This is a genomic window from Chromobacterium sp. FG89, assembly GCF_057808735.1.
In genome coordinates, this window is record NZ_JBMDIQ010000010.1 from 72,704 (window position 1) to 96,152 (window position 23,449).

The window sequence follows — 23,449 nt, forward strand, 5'->3', positions numbered from 1 at the left end:
TTATTTATGGCTTTGGCAAAAAATTTAATCTATGCATTAAATTAAGAGCGGAACCGGACTGGCCCAACAAGAGCCGCCCACCCAAGTCCCGAGCCGCCTGATTTGCGTAATCGCTTATCTTCATTAAAGGGGTATCACCATGAAGCCACTCCTGGCCGCCGGCCTGCTATTGACCGCCTGTTCCCTGGCCCACGCCGACAATGACCTTTCCTTGCTGGCCTACGGCGCGTCCATACACAGCCAATGCAGCGCAAGCGTTGCGATTTCAACGGAGAAAACCCCGGCCTCGGGCTGGAATGGGCGCCGCTGGGCAACGACGCGGACGGCCGCTGGATCGGCCGCGTCGGCTCTTATCGCGACTCCTTCCGCGAAACGGCCTGGTTCGTCGCCGGCGGCTGGCGCAAGGAATGGCAGCTGGGATCCAGCCCGCTCTACGCCGGCACCACCTTATTGGTCGGTTATCTGGACGGCTCCGGCGTCAAACAGGTGGTCGCCTTCCCCATGCTCAGCATAGGCACTCGCAAACTGGCGCTGGAAGTGGGCTATGTGCCCAAGATGGACTACACCCCGCACAAGACGCGGGTTGCCGTCACCACCTTCAGCCTGCGCGGGACCTTTTAAGAACCTGTTCAAAGCCTGCTGCGCTTCGGCGATACGACGTTGAGAGCACCGTCGAAATGCTCATAGACCCTATGTGCATTACGCTTGCTCAGCCGTTTTCGCCTGGTATCGCCCTAGCTCGCAAGACTTTGAAATAGGCGCTAAGCCGCGCCGGCAAACTCAGCGCAGCGAACGCACCACCGAGCTGACCACGCCCCAGATCTCGACATCGGTCTCCGCCTGTAAATCGGCGTAGCCCGGCTGAGCGGCGCGCAAGCAGGCGCGATCAGGGCTCAGGTGCAGCCGGCGCACCAGGAATTCCTCGCCCGCCACTGCTACCACCACATCGTTGTGACGCGGCGGCAGCATGCGATCGACAATCAGCAAGTCGCCGTCGAAAATGCCGGCCCCGGCCATCGCGTCGCCGGCGACGCGCACGAAGAAGCTGGTGTCCGGGTGCTGGATCAACAAATCGTTGAGGTTGAGCGAACGCTCGAGATAGTCGTCGGCCGGCGACGGGAAACCTGCCGCCACGCTGCCGTCGAACCAAGGAATCTGGGCGTCGTCGGCGCTGGCGCGCCGCGCGCCGCCCACCCGGCCGGGCGCCAGCCGCGCCAGCTCCGCCAAGGGCCGGTCGCGGGCGGCCAGCCGCAGGCGCTCCGGACGCGCGTCTTTCACGTCGCGCCGCTCAGCGGACGATGACGCGGGCCTCGCCCGCGGCCAGGCGGCCGATCTTGGCCGCATAGCCGAAACCGGCGCGCTGGAAACGCGCCAACACCTCGTCGGCCTGTTCCGGCGCCACCGCCGCCAGCAAACCGCCGCTGGTCTGCGGGTCGGCCAAGAGCCGCAGCTGCCACTCCGGCAGCCCCGCGCCAAAATCGACGTGCTCGCCGAAACTGGCCAGATTGCGCTCGATCGCGCCCGGACCGCAGCCTTGCTCCGCGAAAGCGCGCGCCTCCTCGATCACCGGCACCGCGGCCATATCGATGTGCGCCGCCAGCTTGGCGCCCTTGCACACCTCCAGCGCATGGCCCAACAGGCCGAAACCGGTGACGTCAGTCAGCGCGTGCACGCCGTCCATGGCCGCCAGTTCCGCTCCGACGGTATTCAATTTGGTGGTTGAAGCGATCAAGGCCTGATAGCCCTTATCGTCCAGCTCCCCTTTCTTCATCGCCTGCGCCAGCACGCCCACGCCCAGGCCCTTGCCCAGGATCAGCACATCGCCGTCGCGCGCCTCGCTATTGCGCTTGAGCTGGTCCGGATGCACCACGCCCAAGGCCACCAGACCGTAGATCGGCTCGGGGGAATCGATGGAATGGCCTCCGGCGAGCGGGATGCCCGCGGCGTGGCATACCGACTCTCCGCCGGCAAGAATGTCGCGGATGGTTTCCACCGGCAACACCTTCACCGGCATGCCGACAATGGCCAAGGCCATGATGGGCGTCGCGCCCATCGCGTAAATGTCGGACAGCGCGTTGGTGGCGGCGATGCGGCCAAAGTCACGGGCGTCGTCGACGATGGGCATGAAAAAATCGGTGGTCGCCACAATGGCTTGCGAGGCGTTCAACTGATACACCGCGGCGTCGTCGCTGGTTTCCGCCCCCACCAATAGGTTGGGGAAAACCATTTTTTCCTTGGCCGTCGACAAAATGGACTCCAGCACCGCCGGGGCAATTTTGCAGCCGCAGCCGCCGCCGTGAGACAATTGCGTCAATTTGATTTCAGCCATTTGCGGACTCCGCCATATTTATGCTTTTCAAGGTCGCGAACGTATCACAGCTTGGGCAGTTTGACGAGATCATCGACGTCCGATCTCCGGCGGAATTTGCCGAAGATCATATCCCCGGCGCCATTAACTGCCCGGTTCTGGACAACGACGAGCGAATTCGCGTCGGCACGCTGTATAAACAGGTTTCCCCATTCGAAGCGCGCAAGGTCGGCGCCGCGCTGGCGGCCAAGAATATCGCCCGCCATATCGAAGAGCGCTTCGCCGATCGCCCCAAATCCTGGCGCCCGCTGATCTGCTGCTGGCGCGGCGGCCAGCGTTCCGGCTCCATGGCCCTGATCTTCGCCCAGATAGGCTGGCCCGCGCATCAGCTGGAGGGCGGCTACAAAGCCTATCGCCGCCAGGCGCTGCAATGGCTGGAGGAACTGCCCGGCCAGCTCAAGCTGCGCGTGATCTGCGGCCCCACCGGCTCCGGCAAAAGCCGCTTGCTGCAGGCGCTGGCGCGCGCCGGCCACCAGGTGCTGGATCTGGAGCTGCTGGCCAATCACCGCGGCTCGGTGCTGGGCCGTCTGCCGGACCTGCCCCAGCCGCCGCAAAAATGGTTCGACACCTTGCTGCTGCAACAGATCCGCGGCCTGGATTCCGACCGACCCGTCTTCATCGAATCGGAAAGCAAAAAGGTCGGCTTCGTCACCCTGCCCGACGCGCTGTACCGCCAGATGCACCAAGGCGACTGCCTGCTGATCGACGTGCCTTTGGCGGAGCGCGTGCGCTTTTTGCTGGAGGATTACGACTTCTACCTGCGAGACCCCGAAACCTTGATCCGCCAACTGGGCTTCTTGAAAGGGCTGCACTCGGGCGAACAGCTGGACGCCTGGAACCAGTTGATCCGGGCCGGGCGCTTCGACGCCCTGGTGGCGGAACTGCTGGCCAAGCACTACGACCCGCTCTACTACCGCTCGCTGGGCAAGCATTACCCGCAGCTGGCCAAAACCGCGCCTTTGCGGCTGGACAGCCTGGCTCCGGAGCAACTGGACCTGGCCGCGGCGCGGATAGTCTGAACAGGGGCCGCGGCGCCGCTCATCAGCGGCGCAAAACTGCGGTATCATCAGAACATCCTAATTCACCCGCGGCGCCGCGCCGCGCCCCGACTCCGCGCGCATGACCCCACACGCTCAACTTGACTGGCACGACGGTCAACCGGTTTCCCTCGCCTTCGGCGACGTCTACTTCTCCCGCGCTTCCGGCCTGGACGAGACCCGCCATGTCTTCCTGCGGCACAACCGCTTGGCCGAGCGCTTCGCCGAACTGCCCGCCGGCGGCCACTTCGCCATTGCCGAAACCGGCTTCGGCACCGGCCTGAACTTTTTATGCGCGTGGGAATGCTTTTTGCAATACGCGCCGGCCGATACGCGCCTGCACTTCATCAGCGCGGAGAAGTTTCCGCTGACCCCGCGCGATCTGGCCCGGGCGCTGGCGCTCTGGCCCCAGCTCGCCGGCCTGGCGCAGCAGCTGCTGGCCCAATACCAGTCCCTGCCTCCGGGCTGGCACCGCCTGCTGCTCAGCCAGGGGCGCGTCACGCTGACCTTGCTGATCGGCGATGTCCTGGAAGTGCTGCCGGAGGTGGACGCTCGCGTGGACGCCTGGTTCCTCGACGGCTTCGCCCCGTCCAAGAACCCGGACATGTGGCAAGCGGAGCTGTTCCAGACCATGGCGCGGCTCTCCGCGCCCGGCGCCACCTTCGCCACCTTCACCAGCGCCGGTTTCGTGCGTCGCGGCTTGAGCGAGGCCGGCTTCGCCGTCAGCAAGACCGCCGGCTTCGGCCATAAGCGGGAAATGAGCCACGGCCATCTGCAAACCCTACCCGACGGCGAATGGTCGCCTCCGTGGTTCGCCCGCCCGGCGCCACGCCACGGGGAACGCAGCGCCATCGTCATCGGCGGCGGCATCGCCGGCGCCGCCAGCGCCTACAGCCTGGCCTGCCGCGGCTGGCAGGTCACCGTGGTGGAACGCCTGCCCGAACTCGCGCGCGGCGCCTCCGGCAACCCGCAAGGCGTGCTGTACACCAAGCTGTCCCCGCACTTCACCCCGCTGACCCGCCTGATCCTGTCCGGCTACGGCTATAGCCTGCGCACGCTGAAAACCCAGCTGCCGGAGGACGACGCGCACTGGCGCGGCTGCGGCGTATTGCAACTGGCCTACGACGCGGCCGAGGCGGAACGCCAGCAAGGGCTGGCCGCGGCCGGCTTCGGCGAAGACTTCCTGCGCCCGGTCGACGCGCGGGAAGCCAGCGAGCTGGCCGGCGTCGAGCTGCAGCACGGCGGCCTGTTCTTTCCGCAGGGCGGCTGGGTCAACCCGCCCGCCCTGGTGCGCAAGCTGGTGGAGCATCCCAATATCCAGGTCCGCACCAGCCGCACCATCGTGGAGCTGGACTACAACCCGCTGGACAAGAGCTGGGTCGCCATCGGCGATGAAGGCTCGGTGGCCATCGGTTCCGTGGTCATTCTGGCCGGCGCGGCGGAAACCGGCGCCTTCGACGCCACCCAGCATCTGCCCTTGAAAAAGATTCGCGGCCAGGTCACCGTGACGCGCGCCACCGAACACAGCGAGGCGCTGCGCACCGTGCTGTGCGGCGAAGGCTATATTTCCCCGGCCCGTTTCGGCGAACACTGCCTGGGCGCCACCTTCAAATTCAACACCGAAGATCTCGGCGTCAACCTGTTCGAGCATCAGGAAAACCTGCAGATGCTGGCGGGACTCGCGCCCAGCCTGTACCAGGCCCTGGGCGGCGAAAGCCTGCTGGACAAAGCCCTGGCCGGACGCGCCGCGCTGCGTTGCACCAGCCCGGACTATCTGCCCATCGTCGGACCAGTCGCCCACGCGCAAGGCCTGATCGACGCCTATCTGCCGCTGAGCAAGGACGCTTCCTTGAAGCTGACCGCCGCCGCGCCCTGGATAGACGGCCTCTACGTCAACACCGCCCATGGTTCGCGCGGCATGATCACCGCGCCGCTGTCGGGCGAAATACTCGCCGCCCTGCTGGAGGACGAACCGGCCCCGGTGGCCCGCAGCCTGATGCAGGCCACCCACCCCAGCCGTTTCCTGATGCGCGATCTGATGCGCAACAAAGTGCCGCGGCAAAGCTGACCCGGCGGCAGCCGGGCGCGAAAAAGCCCCCGCCGCGCCAAGGCGACGGGGGCAGGAAAAACCCGGTCATCTCAAGCGGCGGACTTGGCCGCCGTCTCCACCGCCGCGCGAATGTCCTCCGGGATGGCGACCGACTTGCCCGCCTGATAATCCACCCACACCAGCGTCACCTCGCCGCTGGCGTACACCACGCCGGGATCGTCGCGCCGATAAAAATGATGGCGCAGCTTCAAGCTGCTGCGTCCCAGTTTTTCCAGTTCGATGCTAATGTCTAGCGTGGCCGGATAGGTGATCTCCTTGCGGAACACGCAGGCGGTGCCCGCCAGCACCGGACCGCAGCCTGAGGGGTCGATGCCGTGCCCCAGGCTTTCCAGCCAATCCAGGCGGATCTGCTCCAGATAACGGAAATAGTACGTATTGTTCAGATGCCCGACGGCGTCCATATCGCCCCAACGCATCACGATGCTGCGGGTATCGATAACCGGGTAATGCTTGTCCACGCTGTTCCCCTTGAAAGACGAGCCGGCGCGGCGTCCATAGGCGCGCCGTTCACGGCCGGCGCGCCATGATTGTTTGCACTGCGTCATGATAGCGGCCAATCCCGTCCGGGTCACATAGCGTCACATAAAACACAACAAATCCAAATATCCGGCCTCGAAACAAATCGGCATACTGGTTTCCGTCAGCAGCCAGGGCTCGCAAGAGTCCTGATCTGGCATGATCAGCGCGCGGGTTCTGTTGGAAATTACCTACCCCTTCTGGCCGGCGCGTTGGTCTCCTGAGCGAAGGTGCAAATTGGGGCCCCATCTGGGGCTCTTTTTTTATGCTTCGCCCTCCCTCAGCCAGACCTGCGCGCCAATTCATTGCGCAAATGTTAAGCCCGCCCCGATTTCATCACAGCCCGTCACACAAGCCCCCAATAATCACTCTATTTGGCCCGTGCCGGCAGGCGCATACTGCGTCCATCGAATCGGCTCTCCCCCGAGGGCGGTTCGATACGATCGAAGCGCTGCCGGCTGTGGATACACGCCCACCGGCAACCGCAACGATCACCTGAGCGAAGGTGCAATTCAGAGCCCCCTGATCGGGGCTCTTTTTTTATGCTCCGTTCCCGGCGGCGCGAGCCAAGCCGGCATGCTTTCGTGTTATGCTCAGAGGGCTGGGCAAAAAAAGAGGCCGCACGGAGGCGGCCCAAACGGGGATCTCAATTCACCAAGTGTCCAAGCCAAAGCTTGGCGCACCAGAACGAAGTACAGACGGACGACGTCTACGTACACATGAACATCAAGACTCGGCAAGCGGCGTACAAGCATGAGCAGCCAACCGGGTTTTCATGCAAGCCCTGAAGCTGCATGGCTCGTATACTAGCGATTAAGCGACCGGGCAAATATAAGATTATTCTTAAAATTTTCGCGCTTTATTCCAACGCCCCTCGATAAGACTCGCCGCCTTTCTTGACAAGCGCGGCGAACGCTTTTTAAATCGCACATTTCCCGCCCTTGGGCGCATCCCTCATCTACCATCACAGGAAATCTCCATGACCATTCGAGTCAACGGCATCGAAATCACCGAAGACACGGTGCAAGCGGAACAAGCCCACTACGCTGACGCGCCGAACCCGCGCGACGCCGCCGTTCAGGAGTTGGTCCTGCGCGAACTGCTGTTGCAGAAAGCCAAGTCCCTCGGCATCGACACCGCCGACCAAGGCGCCGCCATCGGCGCCTTGCTGGAACAGGAACTGCACGTTGACGCCGTGGACGAGGCCGCATGCCTGGCCTTCTACAATCAATACCCCGAGCGCTTCAGCAGCGGCGAGTCCGCCGTAGCCAGCCACATTCTGTTCCCGCTGGGCGAAGGCCTGGCCGGCAGCCTGGCCAAAGCCAAGGCGGAAGGCGTGCTGGAAGAAATCAAGGCCAATCCGGCCCGCTTCGCCGATCTGGCCCGCGAACACTCCACCTGCCCGTCCGGCCAGCAAGGCGGCAGCCTGGGCCAGTTCGGCCGCGGCCAGATGGTGCCGGAATTCGAACAAGCGGTATTCAACACCGCCGCCGGCCAGCTCGCGCCGGATCTGGTGCAGACCCAGTTCGGCTACCACATCATCCAGGTTCAAGAGCGCCACGAGGGCGGCAAGGTGAGCTTTGAGGAAATCAAGGACCGCCTGCAGCAATACCTGAACGACATGGCCGGCAACAAGGCGATGCAGGCCTATCTGGGCCAGCTGGTCACCGCCGCTCAGATCGAAGGCTATGCGATGCCGGCGCTGTAAGCCACGGCTCGAACCCGTACAAAACCGAGGCGCAATCGCGCCCCGGTTTTTTTACGTCCATCAGTTGCGGCCGCGCAGCGAGGCCCCCACCGGCCGCGAGAACGGGAAGCCGTCCTTGCGGTCCCAGTTGATCGACCAGCTCATGACGCCGCGAAACGACGGGTAGGCCTGACTCGGCTTGACGCTGCCGCAATTTTTCAAGGCCATCAGGCAATCCAGCGACTTGATCACGGTATCCGCGCTGACAAAGCCGGAGTTGGCGGAACTGCGGCCGGAAGGCACGCCGAAAGCCACCTGATCCGGCCGCAAACCCTTGAAACTGCCCGAAGCGCCGTAAGCCAGCGGGAAACCCTCGATCAACATCTTGCTGCCGCCCACCAACATGTCCACGCTGCCCTCAGCCAATGCGGCGTTGGAATAAGGCGTGTTCAGCCCGCCGTTGTTGTAGTACTGGACATGGATCACGCTCAAATCGTCGCGCAATGCGTCGATGATGGGCAGATAAGCGCCCCAGATGCTGCCGTAAGCGACATAGCCGCCCTGGACATAGGGGTGCTCCGGCGCCATGGACAGGTAGAAACCCGCGCCCACCTTGGCCTTCAACTGCTTCACCGCGCCAATCAGATTGCCGATGATGGGCGCGCCTTGCGACACCCCGCTTTCCAGATCCAGATCGATGCCGTCGAAACCGAATTTGACGATGATGGCGTAGAGGCTATTGACGAAATTCTGGGCTTGCGCCGGAGTGTTCAGCGTGACCGAGCCATTCTGCCCGCCCAGCGACAGCACCACCTTCTTGCCCTTGGCCTGCTTGGCGCGAACATCCTGGATGAACTGAGCTTCGGAGCCTGCCTTGGGATCCAGCGCGAAGCTGAGCTTGCCGTTGCCCGCGTCGTCGGCGAAGGCCACCGCGATCACGTCCCAATCGTCGCTGACCTGGCTCAGCGGATAAGCGTCGCCGCTGGGGTTGGCGAAATTGTGCCAATAGCCCACCAAAGCATGTTTGGCGAACGGCGCGGACGGCCCAGGAGTGGGAGACGGCGTCGGCTCCGGCGTTGGCTCCGGCGCCCCCGCGCAACTACCTCCCGCCAGCCACAGGGTCGGCGACGCCGGAGGATTCCAGTTGGCGCCGACATGGGCGGTATGCGCCACCCGCGCGGTGTAGTTGGCCGCGGCGTACGCAACCGTGTCGCCGGCCCGATAGCTGGCGCCCTCCTGCCATGCCGGGCAGATCGCCCACGCCTGCCCCGCCGCCAGCGCGCACGCGGACGCCCGCATCACGGTTATCCAGTTCAACGACATGCGTCTTCCTCCTTGGATTGCAGCGTCCGCGTCGGCGCGCGCAGGAGACGGGAGCCAAACGGGACGTCAGCCCAGACCTTGCTGGTATTTAATTGGTATTACATTAAACCATTCATGTCAAAGGCATTTTTTGATAAACCTCTCCGACAGGTCAATTTTCTACAATACGCCCCGCCCTCGCCCGGCTACTTTGTCCGCATCGCCCACCCTTCAGGACACATCATGAATCAGACTCTCGCCATGGCCGGCTTCGCGCTGGCCGCCTCCATCACGCCCGGCCCGGTCAATATCGTCGCGCTCAGTTGCGGCGCTCAGCATGGCGCACGCGCCGGCATGCGCCATGTCGGCGGCGCCACCGTCGGCTTCACCCTGCTTCTGCTGCTGACCGGCCTGGGCCTGGAACAGACCCTGCGGCAATGGCCGGCACTGACGCAGGCGCTGCAATGGGCCGGCGTGGCGTTCTTGCTCTATATGGCGTATCAATTGGCTCGCAGCGACGGCGCGCTGGACTGGGACAAAAGCGGCGTCCAACCCAGCTGGTGGCGGGGCGCGGCGATTCAATGGCTGAACCCCAAGGCCTGGGTCGCGGCGCTGGCGGGCTGCGCCGCGTTCACCTCGGGCCAAGACGCAATGGCCTTATGGCGCTTCGCCGCGCTTTACTTTCTGATTTGCTACGCCTCGGTAGCCTGCTGGGTCCTGGCCGGCGCTTGGCTCGGACAGAAACTGGCTTCGCCTGGGCGGCTGCGCCGCTTCAACCAAGCGATGGCGGTCTTGCTGGGACTAAGCGCGCTGGGCTTGTTGACCTGAGCCCGCACGGTACTGTCCCGGCGTGGCGGCCACGTACTGCTTGAAGATTTTATGCAGATGAGCTTGATCGGAGAAGCCGACGGCCTGCGCCACCTCCGCCAAGGGCAGGCCGCCGCGCATCAGCCGCCGCGCCAGCTGCACCCGCTGATTCAGCAGAAAGCCATGAGGCGTGACGCCGTAACGCCGCTTGAACGCGCGGATCAGGTAGGAGGCCGACAAGTCCGCCGCCGCGCAGATCTCCTCCAAGCGCAAGGCTTGATCGCAATGCGCGGCGATATATTCCGCCGCGCGCGCCAAACGCTGATTCGATTCCGCCGCCGGCTCGACGGCCAAGCCCAATACCCGGTGCGCGCCGTCGAAGAAGGCGGTGGCCGCCGCGTCTTTCTCCAAGAGCTCCCGCCCCTCCGCGCACAGCACATCGAACAAGGCGTTGAAGCCGGAGAACAGCCGCGGGTCCCGGCTCGCCGCCTCGCCAAAGGGACGAAAGCCGCCGGCCTGGCCCTGCCCCAGCCTTTGCTGCAAGCCGCCCAGCCAGCCCACATCCACATACAGCATGCGATAGGACCAGGCCTGCCCCGCCACCGGATTGCAGGCATGGATGTCGCCCGGATTCATCAACACCAAGGCGCCCTGCTCGCTGCGGCGCACCTTGCCGTTGAAGTAGTCGCAGGCGCCGGCGGTGATGACGCCCAGGGAAAACGTCTCATGCGCGTGCCTGGCGTAACAGACGCGGCGTCCGTCCGCCACTGAGCGCGCCTCGAACTGCGGCAAGGCCGCGTCGCGCCAGAAGCGATGATCGACTCTTGGCCGCGCGGGCGCGGCGGATTGCGTCGGCATGGGCTACTCTCCCTTCATCCGGTAAAACAGCATGCCCAGCCATTCCCTCAACGCGGCGTGGCACTCCTGCATCGCTCGGCCGCTAGGCAGATACCAGGCGACGCCGCCGCCGTCGTAGCGGATAAAGGCGGTTGGCGCGGCGGTGACTTCCAAACCCTGACGCTGGAAAAACGGCAAGGCTCGACGCAAATGCCAGCCCTGGCTGACCAGCGCAATCCGCTTGATCCCGGCCGCGCGCAGCAATTCGGCGGAGTAGCGGGCGTTTTCCAGCGTGGTGTTGGAACGCGTCTCCACCCAACGGGGGACGATGCCGTATTCCTCGCGCAGGACCCGCGCCATCACCGCGCCTTCGGCTTCCCCGCCCATCGGCGCGCCGCCGGTCAGCAGTATCGGCTTGCCGCTTTGATGCGCCAGCCGCGCGGCGTAACGCAGCCGCGCCAGCGAGTCCGCGCCCGGTTCCATGCCGCCGTATTCCGGCGCGGGCTTCTTGCCGCCGGACAAGACCACGATGGCCTCCGCCCGGCTCAACGGCTCCGCGCCTATCACCGGATAGCGTTCCAGTCCCCGGTTCAGCCACATCGCCATCATCGGCGTGCTCAAGGCGTACAGGCCCGCCATGCCCAAGGTCAGCAGGCCGGCGCCCAGGCGCCGCCAGCGGCGGCGCAGCCCCAGCCCCAGCCCCAGCAAGATCAGCAACAACATGTTCAGCGGCGGCAGCAAGAAGGCGCCCAACACCAAATGGACCAGCGCCTGCGTGGAAATCGTGGAGATCATGGGGATGACGATGCGTGGATTGAGCGCCAGTTAAGCACGCGTCGCGCGGCAAATCAATGCCGCGGGAACCAGATGGCCGCGTAGGCGCGGCGGTAGCCGTTGGCCGGATCGTAGCCGATGCTCAGATAACTGTCGCGTATCGTCTGTTTGACCAAGAGATGCGGCTGGGTGACGTACAGGCTGGGCGGCTGGCGGGCAAAGGCGCGGTTCAGCTCATCGGCCATCTGCCAGCCATGCAAGTGCAAAGGCTCGGCGATGGTCGCCTCCTGCATCAGGCCCGCCCGAATCCGCCTCATCGCGCTCAGCGAGCCGTCGCCCAGCGAAATATTGACGACGGAGGCGTTCAGCTTGCCCAGCGGATAACCGATGGAGTCGTAATACAGATCGTTGATGCCTATGCTGTGGGTCCAGGCCTTGCCGTGGCGCCGATACAGTTCCGCCACCCGCGCCGGCAACAGCTGCTGGACCTGAGCCAGCGAGATGTCTTCCACCGCCAGCACCTTGCAGCGCCGGCACGTCTGCAGCTGCCGCACCGCCTGCCGGGTTTTGGCGGTGGCGATGGCGAAACGGCTGTCGGTGAACAGCACCACGCCAACCGGGCCGCGGCTGCTGGCCGCGATGTAATCGGCGGCGGCTTGCGCCGCGGCCAAGGGGCTGGTGGAAATATTGGTGAACAGCAGTCCGGGCACCGGGCCGGGCTTGTCTCCGGCATGCCAGCCGAGCACGGGCACGCCCAGCGCGTGCAGGCCTTGAATCTGCGGCTGGAATTCCTGGGCGTCGAAACCGCCCAAAGCCACGGCGGCCGGCCGCTCCCGTTGCGCGCGCTCCAGAAACTGGAGCAAGGAATTCCGCTGCCCCTGCCCATCCAGCAGCGTCACGCGCCAGCCCAGCAAACGCCCCGCCTCGGCCAGGCCCCGGTAAACCCCGACCACGCCGCCGTTGCGCAAGTCCGACGCCAAAAACCAGACGCTGCGGCCAGGCTGCGCCGCGGGCCCGCTGACGGGGCCGTCCCACTCGGTCCACTCTCGCGCCGGATTATCCCGGGCTGGCGGCGCGCCGACGCCCTTGGCCGCCGGATCGGCGGCGACCGGCTCCACGCTCAGCAGGCACAGAAGCAGTATGAGAAGGCGCAACATGGACCCACTATAGACCACGGCCGGCTCAAAGCGGCGCGCCGTCTCCCGCCAGCAACTGGCCGGCCACTTCCGCCGCCACCGCAAACAGCAGCGGCGACAGACGCTGCGCCTGCAAACCCGTTGCTCCGTGCCGGCTGATCGCCAAGCCGCTCCACGGCATGCGCTCGCCGATCAAACAAGCGGCGAGCCTGCCGCCGCCTCGCTCCGCCGCGGCCTCAATCTCCGGCAGGCGCCGACGCAGAGCCCGGCACACCTCGGCCTCGGCCACAAAGGCCAGCGCCACCCCGGCCGCCACGCGGCGGATGCGCAGGCAGAATGCGCCGATTCCCGGCGCCGTCAGCCACAGCAGCAGGTCCAGCTCGTCCCGTTCCGGCTCGGACTCGCGCTCCAGCGCGTCCTCTACGCTCAAGGTCAGCGCCGGACCGCCCCACAGCCAGAACGGCAGAATCAGCGGCAAGGGCGGCTCGCCGGCGGCCTGCCTGAGGCCGGCCAGAGCCAGCTCCGGCAACTGCTGCAACAAGGCGCCCGGCAGATGGCTGCCGCCCGCCTGCTGGAACTGGGCCGCGGCCTGGGTCAAGCGTCCCAGCAAAGCCTGCCGCCAGGACTGCGCCAATTCGGCGGCGGCCGGCTGAGGCCTCGCCAACTTCGGCATCGCGGCCTGCTCCAGCTGCCAGGCCCGCGCCGGCGCTTCGCCGCCGCTGTCGCCATCCGGCTTTTCCATCAACAGCGACAGTTCCAGCCGCGGCTGCGTGGCCAGCACCAGTACTTTCAACACCGTTCCCGGCGTCAGCTCCGCCAGGCCTTGCGGCCATGTCGGCAGGGCCAGCTGGACGCCGTCGCCGCTCAACAGCGGACGGCCGTCCGCGGTGCGGCTCAGCACCGCTTCCCACTGCCGGCCCGGCGTCAGTTCCGCGCCCGGCTGCGCGCCGTTCGAGATCGGCGCGCTCGGCGTAACCGGGGTCGCCGCCGTGATCGCTCTGATTGAAATCGCCTTGCCCCTTCACAAAAGTCCGCTCGCATGACGCAAAAAAGCCAGCCGCGTACGCAGCTGGCTCCAGATTCGCGCCGGATCGACGCTGAATCGCGATTACTGCAGCAGGGACATCGCCAGGCTGCTCATGCTGCCGCTTTGCTTCAGCATGGAAGTGCCGGCTTGCATCAGCATTTGCTTGGAAGTCATGCTGGCGCTTTCGTTGGCGTAGTCGGTGTCCATGATGCGGCCTTTGGCGGCCAGGGTGTTGTTGTTCACGTTGGCCAGGTTGTTGTTCACGTGGTCCAGACGGTTGGCGTTGGCGCCCAGGGAGGAGCGAACCGAACCTACCGAATCCAGAGCGGCCTGGATGGTGTTGATGGTGTCGGTTTTGCCGATTTCGTCGCCCTTGGCGGCTTTGTCCAGCGCGGCTTGGCCGTCTTGCTGAGCCTTCAGCGCGGTTTCGTAAGCGGTTTTCTTGGTGCCATCGGTCGGAGCGGCGTCGTAAGCGGCTTTGGCGGCGTCGGTCGCGGTCACCAGAGCCGGCATCGCATCGGTAGCGGTCTTGACGGCGGAGGCGTAGTCAGTGCCGGCGGTGTCATCTTTGAAGAAGGTCTTGGAAACGCTGCCCAGCGCATTGTTCAGCGCGGTCATGCCATCCTTCATGTTCACCGTCATGGATTCGTCGGCCGACGCGCCGATCTGGAACTTCATCTCATCGGTCAGCTTGCCGCCTTGCAGCAGTTTCTCGCCGCCGAAGGAGGTGTTCTTCATGATGTTGGTCAGTTCCTTGCCCAGTTCGGCGAATTCGGACTGCATCGCGCTCTTGTCGGCTTTGGTGGAGGTGGCGTTGGCGCCTTCGGTGGACAGGTCCTTCATGCGCTGCAGGATGTTGGACACTTCGTTCAGCGCGCCTTCGGCGGTTTGCAGCATGGAGATGCCGTTCTGCGCGTTTTTCATCGCCACTTGCATACCGCGGCTTTGCGCGTCCAGACGGGTAGCGATCTGCAGGCCGGCGGCGTCGTCCATTGCGGAGTTGATGCGGAAGCCGGTGCCCAGACGGGTCATCGAGGTGGACAGCGCGGTTTGGGTGCCGGTCAGGTTGGACTTGGTGTTCAGTGCGGCGATATTGGTGTGCAGGCTCAGCATAGCTTTTGCTCCAGAAGTCAGGTTGGTTGGTCCGGCATTGCTGCCGTCACCATCACAAGGCGGCCGTCTACTGGCAAACTTAAGCCCGCCCGGAACGTGAAAAATCACATCGCCGTCTTGCCTCGCCTCCTCGCCCCTTAGCATGCCGCGCCCTCAAGCCAGTAGCCGCCGGCCTCGCAACTTGCTATCGTCGGTCCGTTCGCCGTTTCAAAGCGCCGCAGGAGCCCGCATGGCACTATCCTTTTCCGAACTGATCGGCCAGTACTGGTCCACCCCCAAGTGGGAAGTGAATCTGCTGATCACGCTGAACCTATTGGGCGGCCTGTTGCTGGGTTGTCTGGTGGGTTACGAGCGCTGGTTCAACGGCCGCGCCGCCGGCATGCGCACCTACGGCCTGGTGTCCATGGCCTCCGCCGCGGCCATCAGCATCGTCGGTTACTCCGGCTACTGGTACGGCGGCCTCTATCCCGACATGACCCACGGCGACATGACCCGTGTGGCCCAGGGCGTGCTGACCGGCGTCGGCTTCCTCGGCGCCGGCATGATCATGAAGGAAGGGCTGAGCATCAGCGGCCTGACCTCGGCCGCCTCGATCTGGATGTCCTCGGTGATCGGCATCCTCGTCGGCGTAGGCTTCTACGCCGCGGCCATCGCCATCACCTTGCTGTGCGTTCTGTGCATGCTCTCCATCAATCAGATGGAGAACCGCTTGCCGCGCCGCTTCAGCCTGTTCATCGTCATCCGCTTCAAGCCGGAATACCAATGGACGGTGCAGACGCTTAGCGCCGGCCTGCTCCGCTTCGGCGTGCGCCTGCACGAGGACAGCATCGCGCTGAACGCCGGCCCGGACGCCACCGAGTGGAGCTTTCTGGTCTCCGCGCAAAACCGCCGCGACCTGATCAATGTCGTGGATCTGTCGCGCGAAATCATGCAGATCGACCATATCGAAACCCTCAGCATCCAGCCCGCGCGCAATTAAGGCCTATCGCCCGGCCGGCCCGCCGGCTAGGTGTTTCCACGCCATCAAGTTTCCCTCCGGATTGACGATATCAGTTCACCTACACTTCCTGTTCCGGAGTCTGCAATGCGAGTCGCGTCCATGGCGCTGTCGATGAGCAGCCAATACAGCTTCAGCCAAAGTCTCAGCGTTCAACAACAAAGCCGAACCTGGGTGCAGTTGCCCCCGTCCTCCCCCCCGGCCAAACCCTCCTCCGACGTCAGCCTGAGTTCCGACGGCGTCAACGCCAGCGCCAAGGACAAGGCCTTCGCCGATGGCATGACGCCGATGCTGGGGCTGATCAAGGACATTCTGGAAAAGGTGCTGGGCGTCAAGTTCAAGGTTGTTGACGGCACTTTGCAAAGAGACGACGGCCAAGGCGAGCCATCCGCCGACTCGCGCCCCGCGCGATCCGGCCAGTCCTCTGTCCCGCAGTCGCAGCAAGCGCTCGCCGGCGGCGAGTTCAAACAGACCGTCGACTACCAGGAAAGCGAAAGCCTGGCGTTTTCGGCCAAGGGCTCGATCAAGACCCAGGACGGACGCGAATTCAATTTCGCGCTGGACGTGCAAATGAGCCGCAGCTTCGAATACCACAGCAGCAGCACGATACAGTTTGGCAACGGCAAGGCCACCGACCCGCTGATGCTCAGCCTGGGCAACGACGCCGGCAGCTTCAGCGGCGCCAGCGTCAGCTTCGATCTGCAGAGCAAGGGCCAGCAAAGCCAGCTGCCCTTCATCAACAACGGCGGCTGGCTGGCCCTGGACCGCAACGGCGACGGCAAGATCAACGACGGCAAGGAATTGTTCGGCACCCAATCGGGCAACGGCTTCGCCGATCTGGCCAAGCTGGACGGCAACGGCGACGGCGTGCTGGACGACGGCGACGCCGCGTTCGCGCAATTGAAGCTCTGGTCCGGCCGCGACGGCGACAAAGACCAGTTGATGGGCTTGAAGGAATTGGGCATCGGCGCCATCCTGCTGCCCAGCGTGGACAGCCCGTTCAGCATCAAGAACGCCGACAACCAGTCCCAGGCCGATATTCGTCGCTCCGGCGTCTACCTGACCGAAGACGGCCGCGCCGGCCGCATCAGCCAGGTGGACGTCTACGGCTGAACCCGGCCCGCGCCAACGACAAAGGCCGCTTACGCGGCCTTTGTCTTGTCCGGCGCACGCCGGATTAGGAGATATAGTTGAACAGCGAAAGCTGAGTCACCTTGTTATAGGTCAGCTGGCTGTACTTCAACGAAGTCTGCGCCAAGGTGAAGTCCGATATCGCCTGCGGCATATCCAGATCCTGCAAATCACCGATGCTGCTGGCGTATTGCAGTTTCAGGCTGCCCCCGACATTCTGCATATTGTCGTTCTGCTGGCCGCGCGCGCCGATGGACGCCAAAGACAGCGACATCTGCTGCTGAGCCGCATCGATGGCGTTGATCGCGCTGTTCAGCTGGGTGCCGAAGTTGGCGGGCTTGGGATTCTGGCCCAGCAGAGTGTTCAGCTGGATCAGGCCGTCGAAGGCAGCGGTGGCGCTGCCGCCGGGCGTGCCGAACACCGTGCTGCCCGGATCGGAAATCGTCATCTGCTGCGAAGCGCTGATCTGCACACTGCGCTGGCCGGTATCGCCCAGATACGAAGCCGGCGGCACCGCCGACAAGCTGACCGCGAAGGGCAGCGTATCGGTCTTGTTGCCGCTGAACAGATAATTGCCGCGGCCGTCGGTGGAGTTGGCGTAAGTCGTCAACTCGGTGATACCTTCCTGCAGCTGCTTCTGGATCGCCTGCAGCTCGGTTGGGCTCAACGCGCCGCTGCCGGCGGAAATCGCCAGGCTCTTCATGCTGGCCATCAGGTCCGACGAACTCTTGATCGCGGTTTCCGACAGCGACAGCCAGGAACTGACCGCCTGGGTGTTGTTGATGTACTGGCTGTTCTGTCCCTGCGACTGGCTGATCAGCAGAATGCGCGCCGCGGCTACCGGATCGTCGGCCGGCGTCACCACCCTTTGCTGATTGTCGATCTGCATGGTGAGCTTGTAGATGTTGGCCTGCAGGCTCTGCATATTGTTCAGGCCTGACTGATAAATATTGTTGGAGCTGATACGCATCGGTCTCTCCTTAGCCCATCAGGTTCAGAATGCTGGAGAAGGTGGTTTGCGCCACCTGTATCACCTTGCTGCACGCCTGATAGGACTGTTGGTACTTGATCAGATTGGCCGCCTCCTGATCCAGGCTCACCCCGGTGACATTGGACAGGCTTTCCGTGGTCTGCTTCAAAGTAGTCTGCATGGCCGCGGACTGCAATTGCGCAGTATTGGTCTGGTTGCCCACCGAGGCCACCAACGTCGAATAATACGAACCGTAAGACTGATTGCCCATCAGCTTGAGGTTCTGCTGCGCCAGCAGCTCGCGCAAATTGGTGTTGTCGCCCGGCGGCGGCTTGGTCCCTGCCGGCGCCGGCCCCACGGTAAAGGTCTGGCCGTTGATCGGCGCGCCGGACAGCTGAAAGCTGACGCCCACGTCCACCGGCGGCACCGCCGTGGTCTGCAGTTTGAAACTATTGCTGGCGCCGCCGCCCACCGGCACCACATTGTAAGGTCCGCCGCCGTTGGGGCCGGCGATGGAGGCCGTCATCGTCGCCGGGGTGCCCGCGGCGGTGATGGTCATCCCGGTCATGCCGATGGACGGATGCGTGCCGGTGCCGGGAAAGACCGGCGGCACGCTGTTGATGCTGCCCGCGTAACCGCCCGGCAAGGTGGCCCACACGCCGCTCATGGTGACGCCGTTGCCGCCGGCGCCTCCGGTGGACACCATATTGGACGCGGTGGCCAGTTTATTGGGATCGCCCATCAGCACTTGCAGATTGCTGGCCGCATTCTGCGGATTGGAGGCGTAGCTGCTCAGATCGTTGAAGATGGGCAGGCCGGCGGCGCCGGTATTGTCCACGCCCAGCTGGTTCTGATAATTGATCGAAGCGGAAAAGTTGATCGCCATCGTGCCCAGCTGTTGCCGGGCCTGCAACAAAGGGCCGTCGCGGAAGTTCAGCAAACCGCCCAGTTGGCCGCCGGACATCAGATTGTTCGGAATCGCCGTCACCGTGCCGTTGGGATTGTTGAACACCAATTGCAAGGTGGTGGGATCGCTGGGCAGCGGCTGGGTGGCCAGAGTATTGGTCTGACCGCCGGTCACCAGGGTCTGGCCGTTGCCAACGTATACCGAGTAAGTGCCGTCCGCCTGCGGCACGGCCTTGGCGCTGACCAGCTTGTTCAATTCCAGCATGGCCTGATCGCGCTGGTCCATCAGCGTGTTGGGCTGCGCGCTCAGCTGATTGCCGCCGGTCAAGGCGGCGATTTCGGTGTTGAGGCTGGCGATCTGCGAGGCCAACGAGTTGATGCTGTCCACCGTGCTCTTGATTTGGCCGTTGGCGCCGGACTGCAGTTGCTGCAGTTGGCCGTCGACGGTAGCGAACTTGGTGCTCAGCGCCTGGGCCATATTGAGCACGGTCTGCCGGCTGGGAATGGCGTCCGGCTGCTGCGACAGCGTCTGCATCGCGCCGAAGAAATCCTGCAAGGCGGGCAGAATGGACACGTCGGTCGACGCCATCAGATTGTTGATCTGATTCAGCTGCTTGACCTGGGTGCTGTAATAGCTGCTGTTGGTCTGCGCGGTCTGCACCTGGCCGGACAGGAATTTGTCATAGGTGCGCAGCACATTGGTGACGTCCACGCCCTGCCCCAGGAAGCCGAAGCCCTGATATTGCGGCGTGCGGCCGGCCTGGGTGATGTATTGAACGTTGTACCCCGGCGTGGAGACATTGGCGATGTTGTTGCCGGTTACCGACAAAGCCGTTTGAGCCGCATTCAGTCCGCTCACGCCGATCGAGAAAATATTGGAGCTCATGATTTACCTCTCTTTGCCTTATCGGCCCGGCGCGCCAAAACTTGACCCTGAAGTGCAAGCTCGGCCGCCGCTGCCTTGTCCTTAACTGCGCGTGGTTTGCTGCGCCAAAGTCGCCGCCACGTCCACCAGCTTGCGCGCGTAGCGCGGATCGGTGGCGTAGCCGCCGGATTGCAGCGCATGCGCGAAGCCGTACATATTCTGCCCCTGGTTCAGCGCGCTCTTGTAGCGCGGCGAATCCTTCAACAAACGGGCGTAGTCGCTGAAGGCCTCGGAATAAGAACCGTAGGCGCGGAATTTCTCCACCCGCTTCTGCGCGACGCCGCCCTCGTATTCGGTGGTCATCACGCTGACCGTGCGTCCCTGCCAATCGCCGCTGGCCTTGATGCCGAACAAATTATGGCTGTTGCTGCCGTCCGGATGGCGGATCGCCCGCTTGCCCCAGCCGCTTTCCAGCGCCGCGTGCGCGACCACGGCTTCCGGCGCCACGCCCAGCTGGGCCGCGGCCGTGCGGGCATGCGGCAGCATTTCGGCGGCGAAGTCGCGGCTGCCGCCCTTGCCGGCCGCCTCGGCCTTGGTCTGAGCCGCCGGAGCCGTCAAGCTCAACACCGCGCCGGCGGTCTGCTGCGCTTCCTGGTAGGCCTGCAGGGCCTTGGCGCCGCCGGCCGGACGCGCGGCCAATTGCGGACCGGGAGCGGCGTAAATCGTGCGCGCGCTCTTGTCGTCCGGATCGAAGTTCGACTGCTTGGCGATCTGGCGATACAGCATATCGCCCAGCCCCAGGCCGCCGTTGGAGCTCAAAGCCTGGGTCAGTTGCTGATCGTACAGGCCTTGGTAGGTGCTCAAATCGTTGGACTCGCCTTCCGGGTCGAACTTGGTCTCGCGCATACTCTTGAGCAAGGTGCTCATCAACAAGGCCTCGAACTGCGACGCAACCTGTCTCGCCGCGCCCTTGGGGTCCTTGATCGCTTGCGCCCGCAGCTCGTTCAGCTGGTTCGGATCCACGGCCAGCTGCCGGTTTAGCAAATCGTTGGCGCTCACGGCGCCGGCATTGATGGACTGAATCGTCATTTCTCGCTCCTGGAATCCAGCTAATAGCAAGATTCGGGCCAGGAATAAAAAGACGGCCGCGCGGCCGTCTTTTTGTTCGCCGTCCTGGCGGCGCTCAGATAATCTGCAGATCCGCTTTCAACGCGCCGGCGGATTTCATCGCCTGCAAGATGGAAATCAGATCCTGAGCGTTGGCGCCCAGCGCGTTCAACGCCGCCACCACCCGGGACAGATTGGCGCCGTTGGGCAGGCTGATCAGCTTGCTGCCCGGGGTGTTGATGCTGATGTCGGCCTGGTTGGTCACCGTGGTCTTGCCGCCGGACAGCGGGTTGGGCTGGCTCACTTGCGGCGTGTTGCTGACGGTCACCGTCAAGTTGCCGTGCGACACCGCGCACGGCGCCAGGGTCACCGCCTGATTCATCACGATGGAGCCGGTGCGGGCGTTGATGATGACGGTGGGGGAAACATCTGCCGGGTCGACGGCAATATTTTCCATCTTGGACAGAAACTGCACGCGCTGGTCCGGATCGAACGGCGCGCGCACTTCGATCAGCCTGCCGTCCACCGCGCGCGCGGTGCCCTGGCCGAACGATTTGTTGATCGCCTGCACCACGCGGTTGGCGGTGGTGAAATCGGACTCGCGCAGTTCCAGATTGACGAATTCGCCGGACCCCAGCGCGGTGGGCACTTCGCGCTCCACCGTGGCGCCGGCCGGAATGCGGCCCACGCTGAGCTGATTGATCTGGGCGGAGCTGCCGCCCGCCGAGGCGCCGGCGCCGCCGACGACCACATTGCCCTGCGCCATCGCGTAAATCTGCCCGTCCGCGCCTTTCAGCGGAGACAGCAGCAAGGTGCCGCCGCGCAGGCTTTTGGCATCGCCGATAGACGAGGCCGTCACGTCTATCGCCTGCCCCTGCCGCGCGAACGGCGGCAAGGTCGCGGTCAGCGTGACCGCGGCGATGTTCTTGGGATCGAGCTTGGTGCCCGGAGGCACTTGCACGCCCAGCTGATTCAGCATATTGGACATCGCCTGGCCGGTGAAGGGCGAGGAGGTAACCTTGTCGCCGCTGCCGTCCAGGCCCACCACCAGGCCGTAGCCTATCAACTGGTTGGGACGTACCCCGCCGACATTGGTCAGATCCTTCAAACGCTGCGCGGCCATGGCCGGAAACACGGCCAGCGCCAGCAGCATCGCTAACATCAATCGCTTCATTTTCGCCCGCTTTCAGCCCGCCGCGCCCGCCAGATGGCCGCGCCCGGGCCGGTAATCCGTTAAATCGGCAATATACTCATGAAAAACTTGGCCAGCCAACCCGGCTCATTGTACAGCCGGTGCGTCCCCTTGGTCTGCTGCTCGATGCGGGCGTCCGCCACCTTGAGCGAAGACACGCTGCGGTCCGCGCCGATATCGCGCGGATTGATCACGCCGGACAGGCGGATCGATTCGGTGTCGCTGTTCACCCTCACGACTTTCTCGCCGCTGACCGATAGATTGCCGTTGGGCAACACCTCCAGCACCGTGACGGTGATGGAGCTGACGAAGGAGGTGGCCACCTTGTTGTCGCCCTTGCCGGTATTGTTGGCCGAACCCGAGCCGCCGAAATTGGCGCCGGCCAAACCGCCGGCGGCGCCGCTGGGCAGGAAGGGAATCTTGATGCCGGCGTTGATGCTGCTGTTCAGGCCCGAGGTGCGGGTATTGGTGGTCTGCTCGGAAGCCGAGGTCGACGAGTTTTCCTGGATGTTCACAGTCAGGGTGTCGCCGACATAAGCGGGCATCCGGTCCTGAAACAGCGGCCGGTAGCTGGCCGCCTGGAAAATCGAGCCGTTGCTGGGCATGCTGACCGGCTGCGGTTGCGGACGCGCGCTGGTCGGCTGCTGCACCAGCGGCGGCTCCTGGGTCACGCAAGCGCTCAATAGTGCGGCCAACATCGCCGCCATCGCCATCGCCTTCATCAAACACCTCGTCAATTCAAATCCGAATCGGCCGCCTCAGCCGGCGGCCCGTTCTTGCTTACAGCTGGCTCAATTTCTGCAGCATCTGGTCCGCGGTGGTGATCGCGCGCGAGTTCATCTCGAAGGCGCGCTGCGCGGTGATCATATTGACCAGTTCCTCGGTGACGTTGACGTTGGACGCTTCTACGAAGCCGGAACGCACCGCGCCGCGGGTATCGGTCTGCGGATCGCCGTCCTGCGGATCGCCGGAGGACGCGGATTGCAGATACAGGTTATTGCCCACGCTCTCCAGACCCTGCGGGTTGATGAAGGTGGTCAGCTGTATGGTGCCCGCGGTTTGCGCCGCCGGATTATTGGGCAAGAAGTACTGCACCACGCCGGCGGAGGACACCGTGATCTGGTTGGCGGTGCCGGGAATATTGATATTGGGGTTCAGCGGATAACCGTCCGGATTCACCACGTCGCCGTTGGAGTTGCGCTTGAACTCGCCGTTGCGGGTATAGGAGGTGGTCCCGTCCGGCAATTGAATGCGGAAGAAGCCCTCGCCGGAGATCGCCATGTCCAGCGGCTGCCCGGTCTGGGTCGTATTGCCCTGGGAGTGGATGCGGGCGGTGGCCACCGCCGCCGAGCCGGTGCCCACCTGCAAGCCGGTGGGCGTGGTATTGCCGTTGGCCAGCTGCGCGCCGGGCTGGCGCAGGGTCTGGTAATACAAGTCCTCGAAAATGCCCCGGCTACGCTTGAAGCCGACGGTATTGACGTTGGCCAGGTTGTTGGACACCACGTCCAGTTGGAACTGGCTGGAATCCATGCCGGTCTTGGCGATATACAGTGCGCGCATCATGGCT

At 64.2% G+C, this 23,449-nt stretch carries 22 protein-coding genes; 7 read left to right on the forward strand and 15 right to left on the reverse strand.

Annotation, left to right across the window (positions count from 1 at the left end; genetic code table 11):
- The first annotated feature begins 243 nt into the window (after positions 1–243).
- Entirely contained in the window at positions 244–621 is a 378-nt protein-coding gene (locus ACODRW_RS11795) for a hypothetical protein (RefSeq protein ID WP_488905821.1), read from the forward strand.
- A 159-nt stretch (positions 622–780) separates the two neighbouring features.
- Here ACODRW_RS11795 and ACODRW_RS11800 read toward each other — a convergent pair whose 3' ends face one another.
- On the reverse strand, positions 781–1,278 hold the full coding sequence (locus ACODRW_RS11800; protein WP_227107930.1) for a LexA family protein: 498 nt from the start codon (positions 1,276–1,278) through the stop codon (positions 781–783).
- A gap of 10 nt (positions 1,279–1,288) precedes the next feature.
- Positions 1,289–2,329 (reverse strand): selenide, water dikinase SelD, encoded by a 1,041-nt coding sequence (gene selD, locus ACODRW_RS11805; protein WP_107799602.1) that lies wholly within the window; start codon positions 2,327–2,329, stop codon positions 1,289–1,291.
- A 20-nt stretch (positions 2,330–2,349) separates the two neighbouring features.
- Here selD and mnmH point away from each other — a divergent pair, with 20 nt between their 5' ends.
- Positions 2,350–3,387 carry a tRNA 2-selenouridine(34) synthase MnmH gene (gene mnmH, locus ACODRW_RS11810; RefSeq protein WP_488905822.1) on the forward strand — a complete coding sequence of 346 codons (1,038 nt, stop codon included), beginning with the start codon at positions 2,350–2,352 and terminating at the stop codon, positions 3,385–3,387.
- Positions 3,388–3,487: 100 nt separating this feature from the next.
- Positions 3,488–5,473 carry a bifunctional tRNA (5-methylaminomethyl-2-thiouridine)(34)-methyltransferase MnmC2/FAD-dependent 5-carboxymethylaminomethyl-2-thiouridine(34) oxidoreductase MnmC1 gene (mnmC, locus tag ACODRW_RS11815; RefSeq protein ID WP_488905823.1) on the forward strand — a complete coding sequence of 662 codons (1,986 nt, stop codon included), beginning with the start codon at positions 3,488–3,490 and terminating at the stop codon, positions 5,471–5,473.
- 71 nt (positions 5,474–5,544) lie between these two features.
- Here the strand turns inward: mnmC and ACODRW_RS11820 are convergent, their stop codons facing one another.
- Positions 5,545–5,973 carry an acyl-CoA thioesterase gene (locus ACODRW_RS11820; RefSeq protein ID WP_107801826.1) on the reverse strand — a complete coding sequence of 143 codons (429 nt, stop codon included), beginning with the start codon at positions 5,971–5,973 and terminating at the stop codon, positions 5,545–5,547.
- Positions 5,974–7,010: 1,037 nt separating this feature from the next.
- Here ACODRW_RS11820 and ACODRW_RS11825 point away from each other — a divergent pair.
- Positions 7,011–7,739, forward strand: coding sequence for a peptidylprolyl isomerase (locus ACODRW_RS11825; RefSeq protein ID WP_488877470.1), 729 nt, complete (start codon positions 7,011–7,013; stop codon positions 7,737–7,739).
- Positions 7,740–7,799: 60 nt separating this feature from the next.
- Here ACODRW_RS11825 and ACODRW_RS11830 read toward each other — a convergent pair whose 3' ends face one another.
- Complete coding sequence (locus ACODRW_RS11830) at positions 7,800–9,041, reverse strand: chitinase (RefSeq protein ID WP_488905824.1); 1,242 nt, start codon at positions 9,039–9,041, stop codon at positions 7,800–7,802.
- Positions 9,042–9,263: 222 nt separating this feature from the next.
- Here ACODRW_RS11830 and ACODRW_RS11835 point away from each other — a divergent pair, with 222 nt between their 5' ends.
- Entirely contained in the window at positions 9,264–9,848 is a 585-nt protein-coding gene (locus tag ACODRW_RS11835) for a LysE family translocator (RefSeq protein ID WP_227107922.1), read from the forward strand.
- Here the strand turns inward: ACODRW_RS11835 and ACODRW_RS11840 are convergent.
- From ACODRW_RS11840 to ACODRW_RS11860, 5 genes are all read right to left on the reverse strand, one after another.
- On the reverse strand, positions 9,822–10,685 hold the full coding sequence (locus ACODRW_RS11840; protein ID WP_235088243.1) for an AraC family transcriptional regulator: 864 nt from the start codon (positions 10,683–10,685) through the stop codon (positions 9,822–9,824). The two genes, ACODRW_RS11835 and ACODRW_RS11840, sit on opposite strands and share 27 nt — an antisense overlap.
- A 3-nt stretch (positions 10,686–10,688) precedes the next feature.
- Positions 10,689–11,459 carry a YdcF family protein gene (locus ACODRW_RS11845; RefSeq protein WP_488905825.1) on the reverse strand — a complete coding sequence of 257 codons (771 nt, stop codon included), beginning with the start codon at positions 11,457–11,459 and terminating at the stop codon, positions 10,689–10,691.
- Positions 11,460–11,512: 53 nt separating this feature from the next.
- Positions 11,513–12,595 (reverse strand): type 1 periplasmic-binding domain-containing protein, encoded by a 1,083-nt coding sequence (locus tag ACODRW_RS11850; RefSeq protein ID WP_253314878.1) that lies wholly within the window; start codon positions 12,593–12,595, stop codon positions 11,513–11,515.
- Positions 12,596–12,620: 25 nt separating this feature from the next.
- Positions 12,621–13,475, reverse strand: a complete 855-nt coding sequence (locus tag ACODRW_RS11855) for a hypothetical protein (RefSeq protein WP_488905826.1) — start codon at positions 13,473–13,475, stop codon at positions 12,621–12,623.
- 207 nt (positions 13,476–13,682) lie between these two features.
- Positions 13,683–14,714 carry a flagellin N-terminal helical domain-containing protein gene (locus tag ACODRW_RS11860; protein WP_488905827.1) on the reverse strand — a complete coding sequence of 344 codons (1,032 nt, stop codon included), beginning with the start codon at positions 14,712–14,714 and terminating at the stop codon, positions 13,683–13,685.
- A gap of 229 nt (positions 14,715–14,943) precedes the next feature.
- Here ACODRW_RS11860 and ACODRW_RS11865 point away from each other — a divergent pair, with 229 nt between their 5' ends.
- Together ACODRW_RS11865 and ACODRW_RS11870 are read left to right on the forward strand one after the other, a co-directional pair.
- Positions 14,944–15,693, forward strand: coding sequence for an MgtC/SapB family protein (locus ACODRW_RS11865; protein WP_227107917.1), 750 nt, complete (start codon positions 14,944–14,946; stop codon positions 15,691–15,693).
- Between the two features lie 105 nt (positions 15,694–15,798).
- Positions 15,799–16,824 carry a hypothetical protein gene (locus ACODRW_RS11870; RefSeq protein WP_488905828.1) on the forward strand — a complete coding sequence of 342 codons (1,026 nt, stop codon included), beginning with the start codon at positions 15,799–15,801 and terminating at the stop codon, positions 16,822–16,824.
- A 64-nt stretch (positions 16,825–16,888) separates the two neighbouring features.
- Here the strand turns inward: ACODRW_RS11870 and flgL are convergent, their stop codons facing one another.
- The 6 genes from flgL to flgG all read right to left on the reverse strand — a co-directional run bounded on the left by flgL (position 16,889) and on the right by flgG (position 23,445).
- Positions 16,889–17,812, reverse strand: coding sequence for a flagellar hook-associated protein FlgL (gene flgL / locus ACODRW_RS11875; RefSeq protein ID WP_227107915.1), 924 nt, complete (start codon positions 17,810–17,812; stop codon positions 16,889–16,891).
- Between the two features lie 10 nt (positions 17,813–17,822).
- Positions 17,823–19,604: a flagellar hook-associated protein FlgK gene (gene flgK, locus ACODRW_RS11880; protein WP_488905829.1), complete on the reverse strand. Its 1,782-nt coding sequence runs from the start codon at positions 19,602–19,604 to the stop codon at positions 17,823–17,825.
- Between the two features lie 81 nt (positions 19,605–19,685).
- Positions 19,686–20,672: a flagellar assembly peptidoglycan hydrolase FlgJ gene (gene flgJ, locus ACODRW_RS11885; RefSeq protein ID WP_488905830.1), complete on the reverse strand. Its 987-nt coding sequence runs from the start codon at positions 20,670–20,672 to the stop codon at positions 19,686–19,688.
- 94 nt (positions 20,673–20,766) lie between these two features.
- Positions 20,767–21,843: a flagellar basal body P-ring protein FlgI gene (locus ACODRW_RS11890; RefSeq protein WP_370445216.1), complete on the reverse strand. Its 1,077-nt coding sequence runs from the start codon at positions 21,841–21,843 to the stop codon at positions 20,767–20,769.
- 80 nt (positions 21,844–21,923) lie between these two features.
- Complete coding sequence (locus ACODRW_RS11895; RefSeq protein ID WP_107799619.1) at positions 21,924–22,604, reverse strand: flagellar basal body L-ring protein FlgH; 681 nt, start codon at positions 22,602–22,604, stop codon at positions 21,924–21,926.
- Positions 22,605–22,662: 58 nt separating this feature from the next.
- Entirely contained in the window at positions 22,663–23,445 is a 783-nt protein-coding gene (gene flgG, locus ACODRW_RS11900; RefSeq protein WP_253314873.1) for a flagellar basal-body rod protein FlgG, read from the reverse strand.
- Between the last annotated feature and the right edge of the window lie 4 nt (positions 23,446–23,449).

What these genes read in the sequence shown, in the direction of transcription:
- ACODRW_RS11795 (WP_488905821.1), top strand. Translation starts at nt 244, where the DNA reads ATGCAGCGCAAGCGTTGCGATTTCAACGGAGAAAACCCCGGCCTCGGG.
- selD (WP_107799602.1), bottom strand. Translation starts at nt 2,329, where the DNA reads ATGGCTGAAATCAAATTGACGCAATTGTCTCACGGCGGCGGCTGCGGC.
- mnmH (WP_488905822.1), top strand. Translation starts at nt 2,350, where the DNA reads ATGCTTTTCAAGGTCGCGAACGTATCACAGCTTGGGCAGTTTGACGAG.
- mnmC (WP_488905823.1), top strand. Translation starts at nt 3,488, where the DNA reads ATGACCCCACACGCTCAACTTGACTGGCACGACGGTCAACCGGTTTCC.
- ACODRW_RS11825 (WP_488877470.1), top strand. Translation starts at nt 7,011, where the DNA reads ATGACCATTCGAGTCAACGGCATCGAAATCACCGAAGACACGGTGCAA.
- ACODRW_RS11830 (WP_488905824.1), bottom strand. Translation starts at nt 9,041, where the DNA reads ATGTCGTTGAACTGGATAACCGTGATGCGGGCGTCCGCGTGCGCGCTG.
- ACODRW_RS11835 (WP_227107922.1), top strand. Translation starts at nt 9,264, where the DNA reads ATGAATCAGACTCTCGCCATGGCCGGCTTCGCGCTGGCCGCCTCCATC.
- ACODRW_RS11840 (WP_235088243.1), bottom strand. Translation starts at nt 10,685, where the DNA reads ATGCCGACGCAATCCGCCGCGCCCGCGCGGCCAAGAGTCGATCATCGC.
- ACODRW_RS11845 (WP_488905825.1), bottom strand. Translation starts at nt 11,459, where the DNA reads ATGATCTCCACGATTTCCACGCAGGCGCTGGTCCATTTGGTGTTGGGC.
- ACODRW_RS11850 (WP_253314878.1), bottom strand. Translation starts at nt 12,595, where the DNA reads ATGTTGCGCCTTCTCATACTGCTTCTGTGCCTGCTGAGCGTGGAGCCG.
- ACODRW_RS11860 (WP_488905827.1), bottom strand. Translation starts at nt 14,714, where the DNA reads ATGCTGAGCCTGCACACCAATATCGCCGCACTGAACACCAAGTCCAAC.
- ACODRW_RS11865 (WP_227107917.1), top strand. Translation starts at nt 14,944, where the DNA reads ATGGCACTATCCTTTTCCGAACTGATCGGCCAGTACTGGTCCACCCCC.
- ACODRW_RS11870 (WP_488905828.1), top strand. Translation starts at nt 15,799, where the DNA reads ATGCGAGTCGCGTCCATGGCGCTGTCGATGAGCAGCCAATACAGCTTC.
- flgL (WP_227107915.1), bottom strand. Translation starts at nt 17,812, where the DNA reads ATGCGTATCAGCTCCAACAATATTTATCAGTCAGGCCTGAACAATATG.
- flgK (WP_488905829.1), bottom strand. Translation starts at nt 19,604, where the DNA reads ATGAGCTCCAATATTTTCTCGATCGGCGTGAGCGGACTGAATGCGGCT.
- flgJ (WP_488905830.1), bottom strand. Translation starts at nt 20,672, where the DNA reads ATGACGATTCAGTCCATCAATGCCGGCGCCGTGAGCGCCAACGATTTG.
- ACODRW_RS11890 (WP_370445216.1), bottom strand. Translation starts at nt 21,843, where the DNA reads ATGCTGCTGGCGCTGGCCGTGTTTCCGGCCATGGCCGCGCAGCGTTTG.
- ACODRW_RS11895 (WP_107799619.1), bottom strand. Translation starts at nt 22,604, where the DNA reads ATGAAGGCGATGGCGATGGCGGCGATGTTGGCCGCACTATTGAGCGCT.
- flgG (WP_253314873.1), bottom strand. Translation starts at nt 23,445, where the DNA reads ATGATGCGCGCACTGTATATCGCCAAGACCGGCATGGATTCCAGCCAG.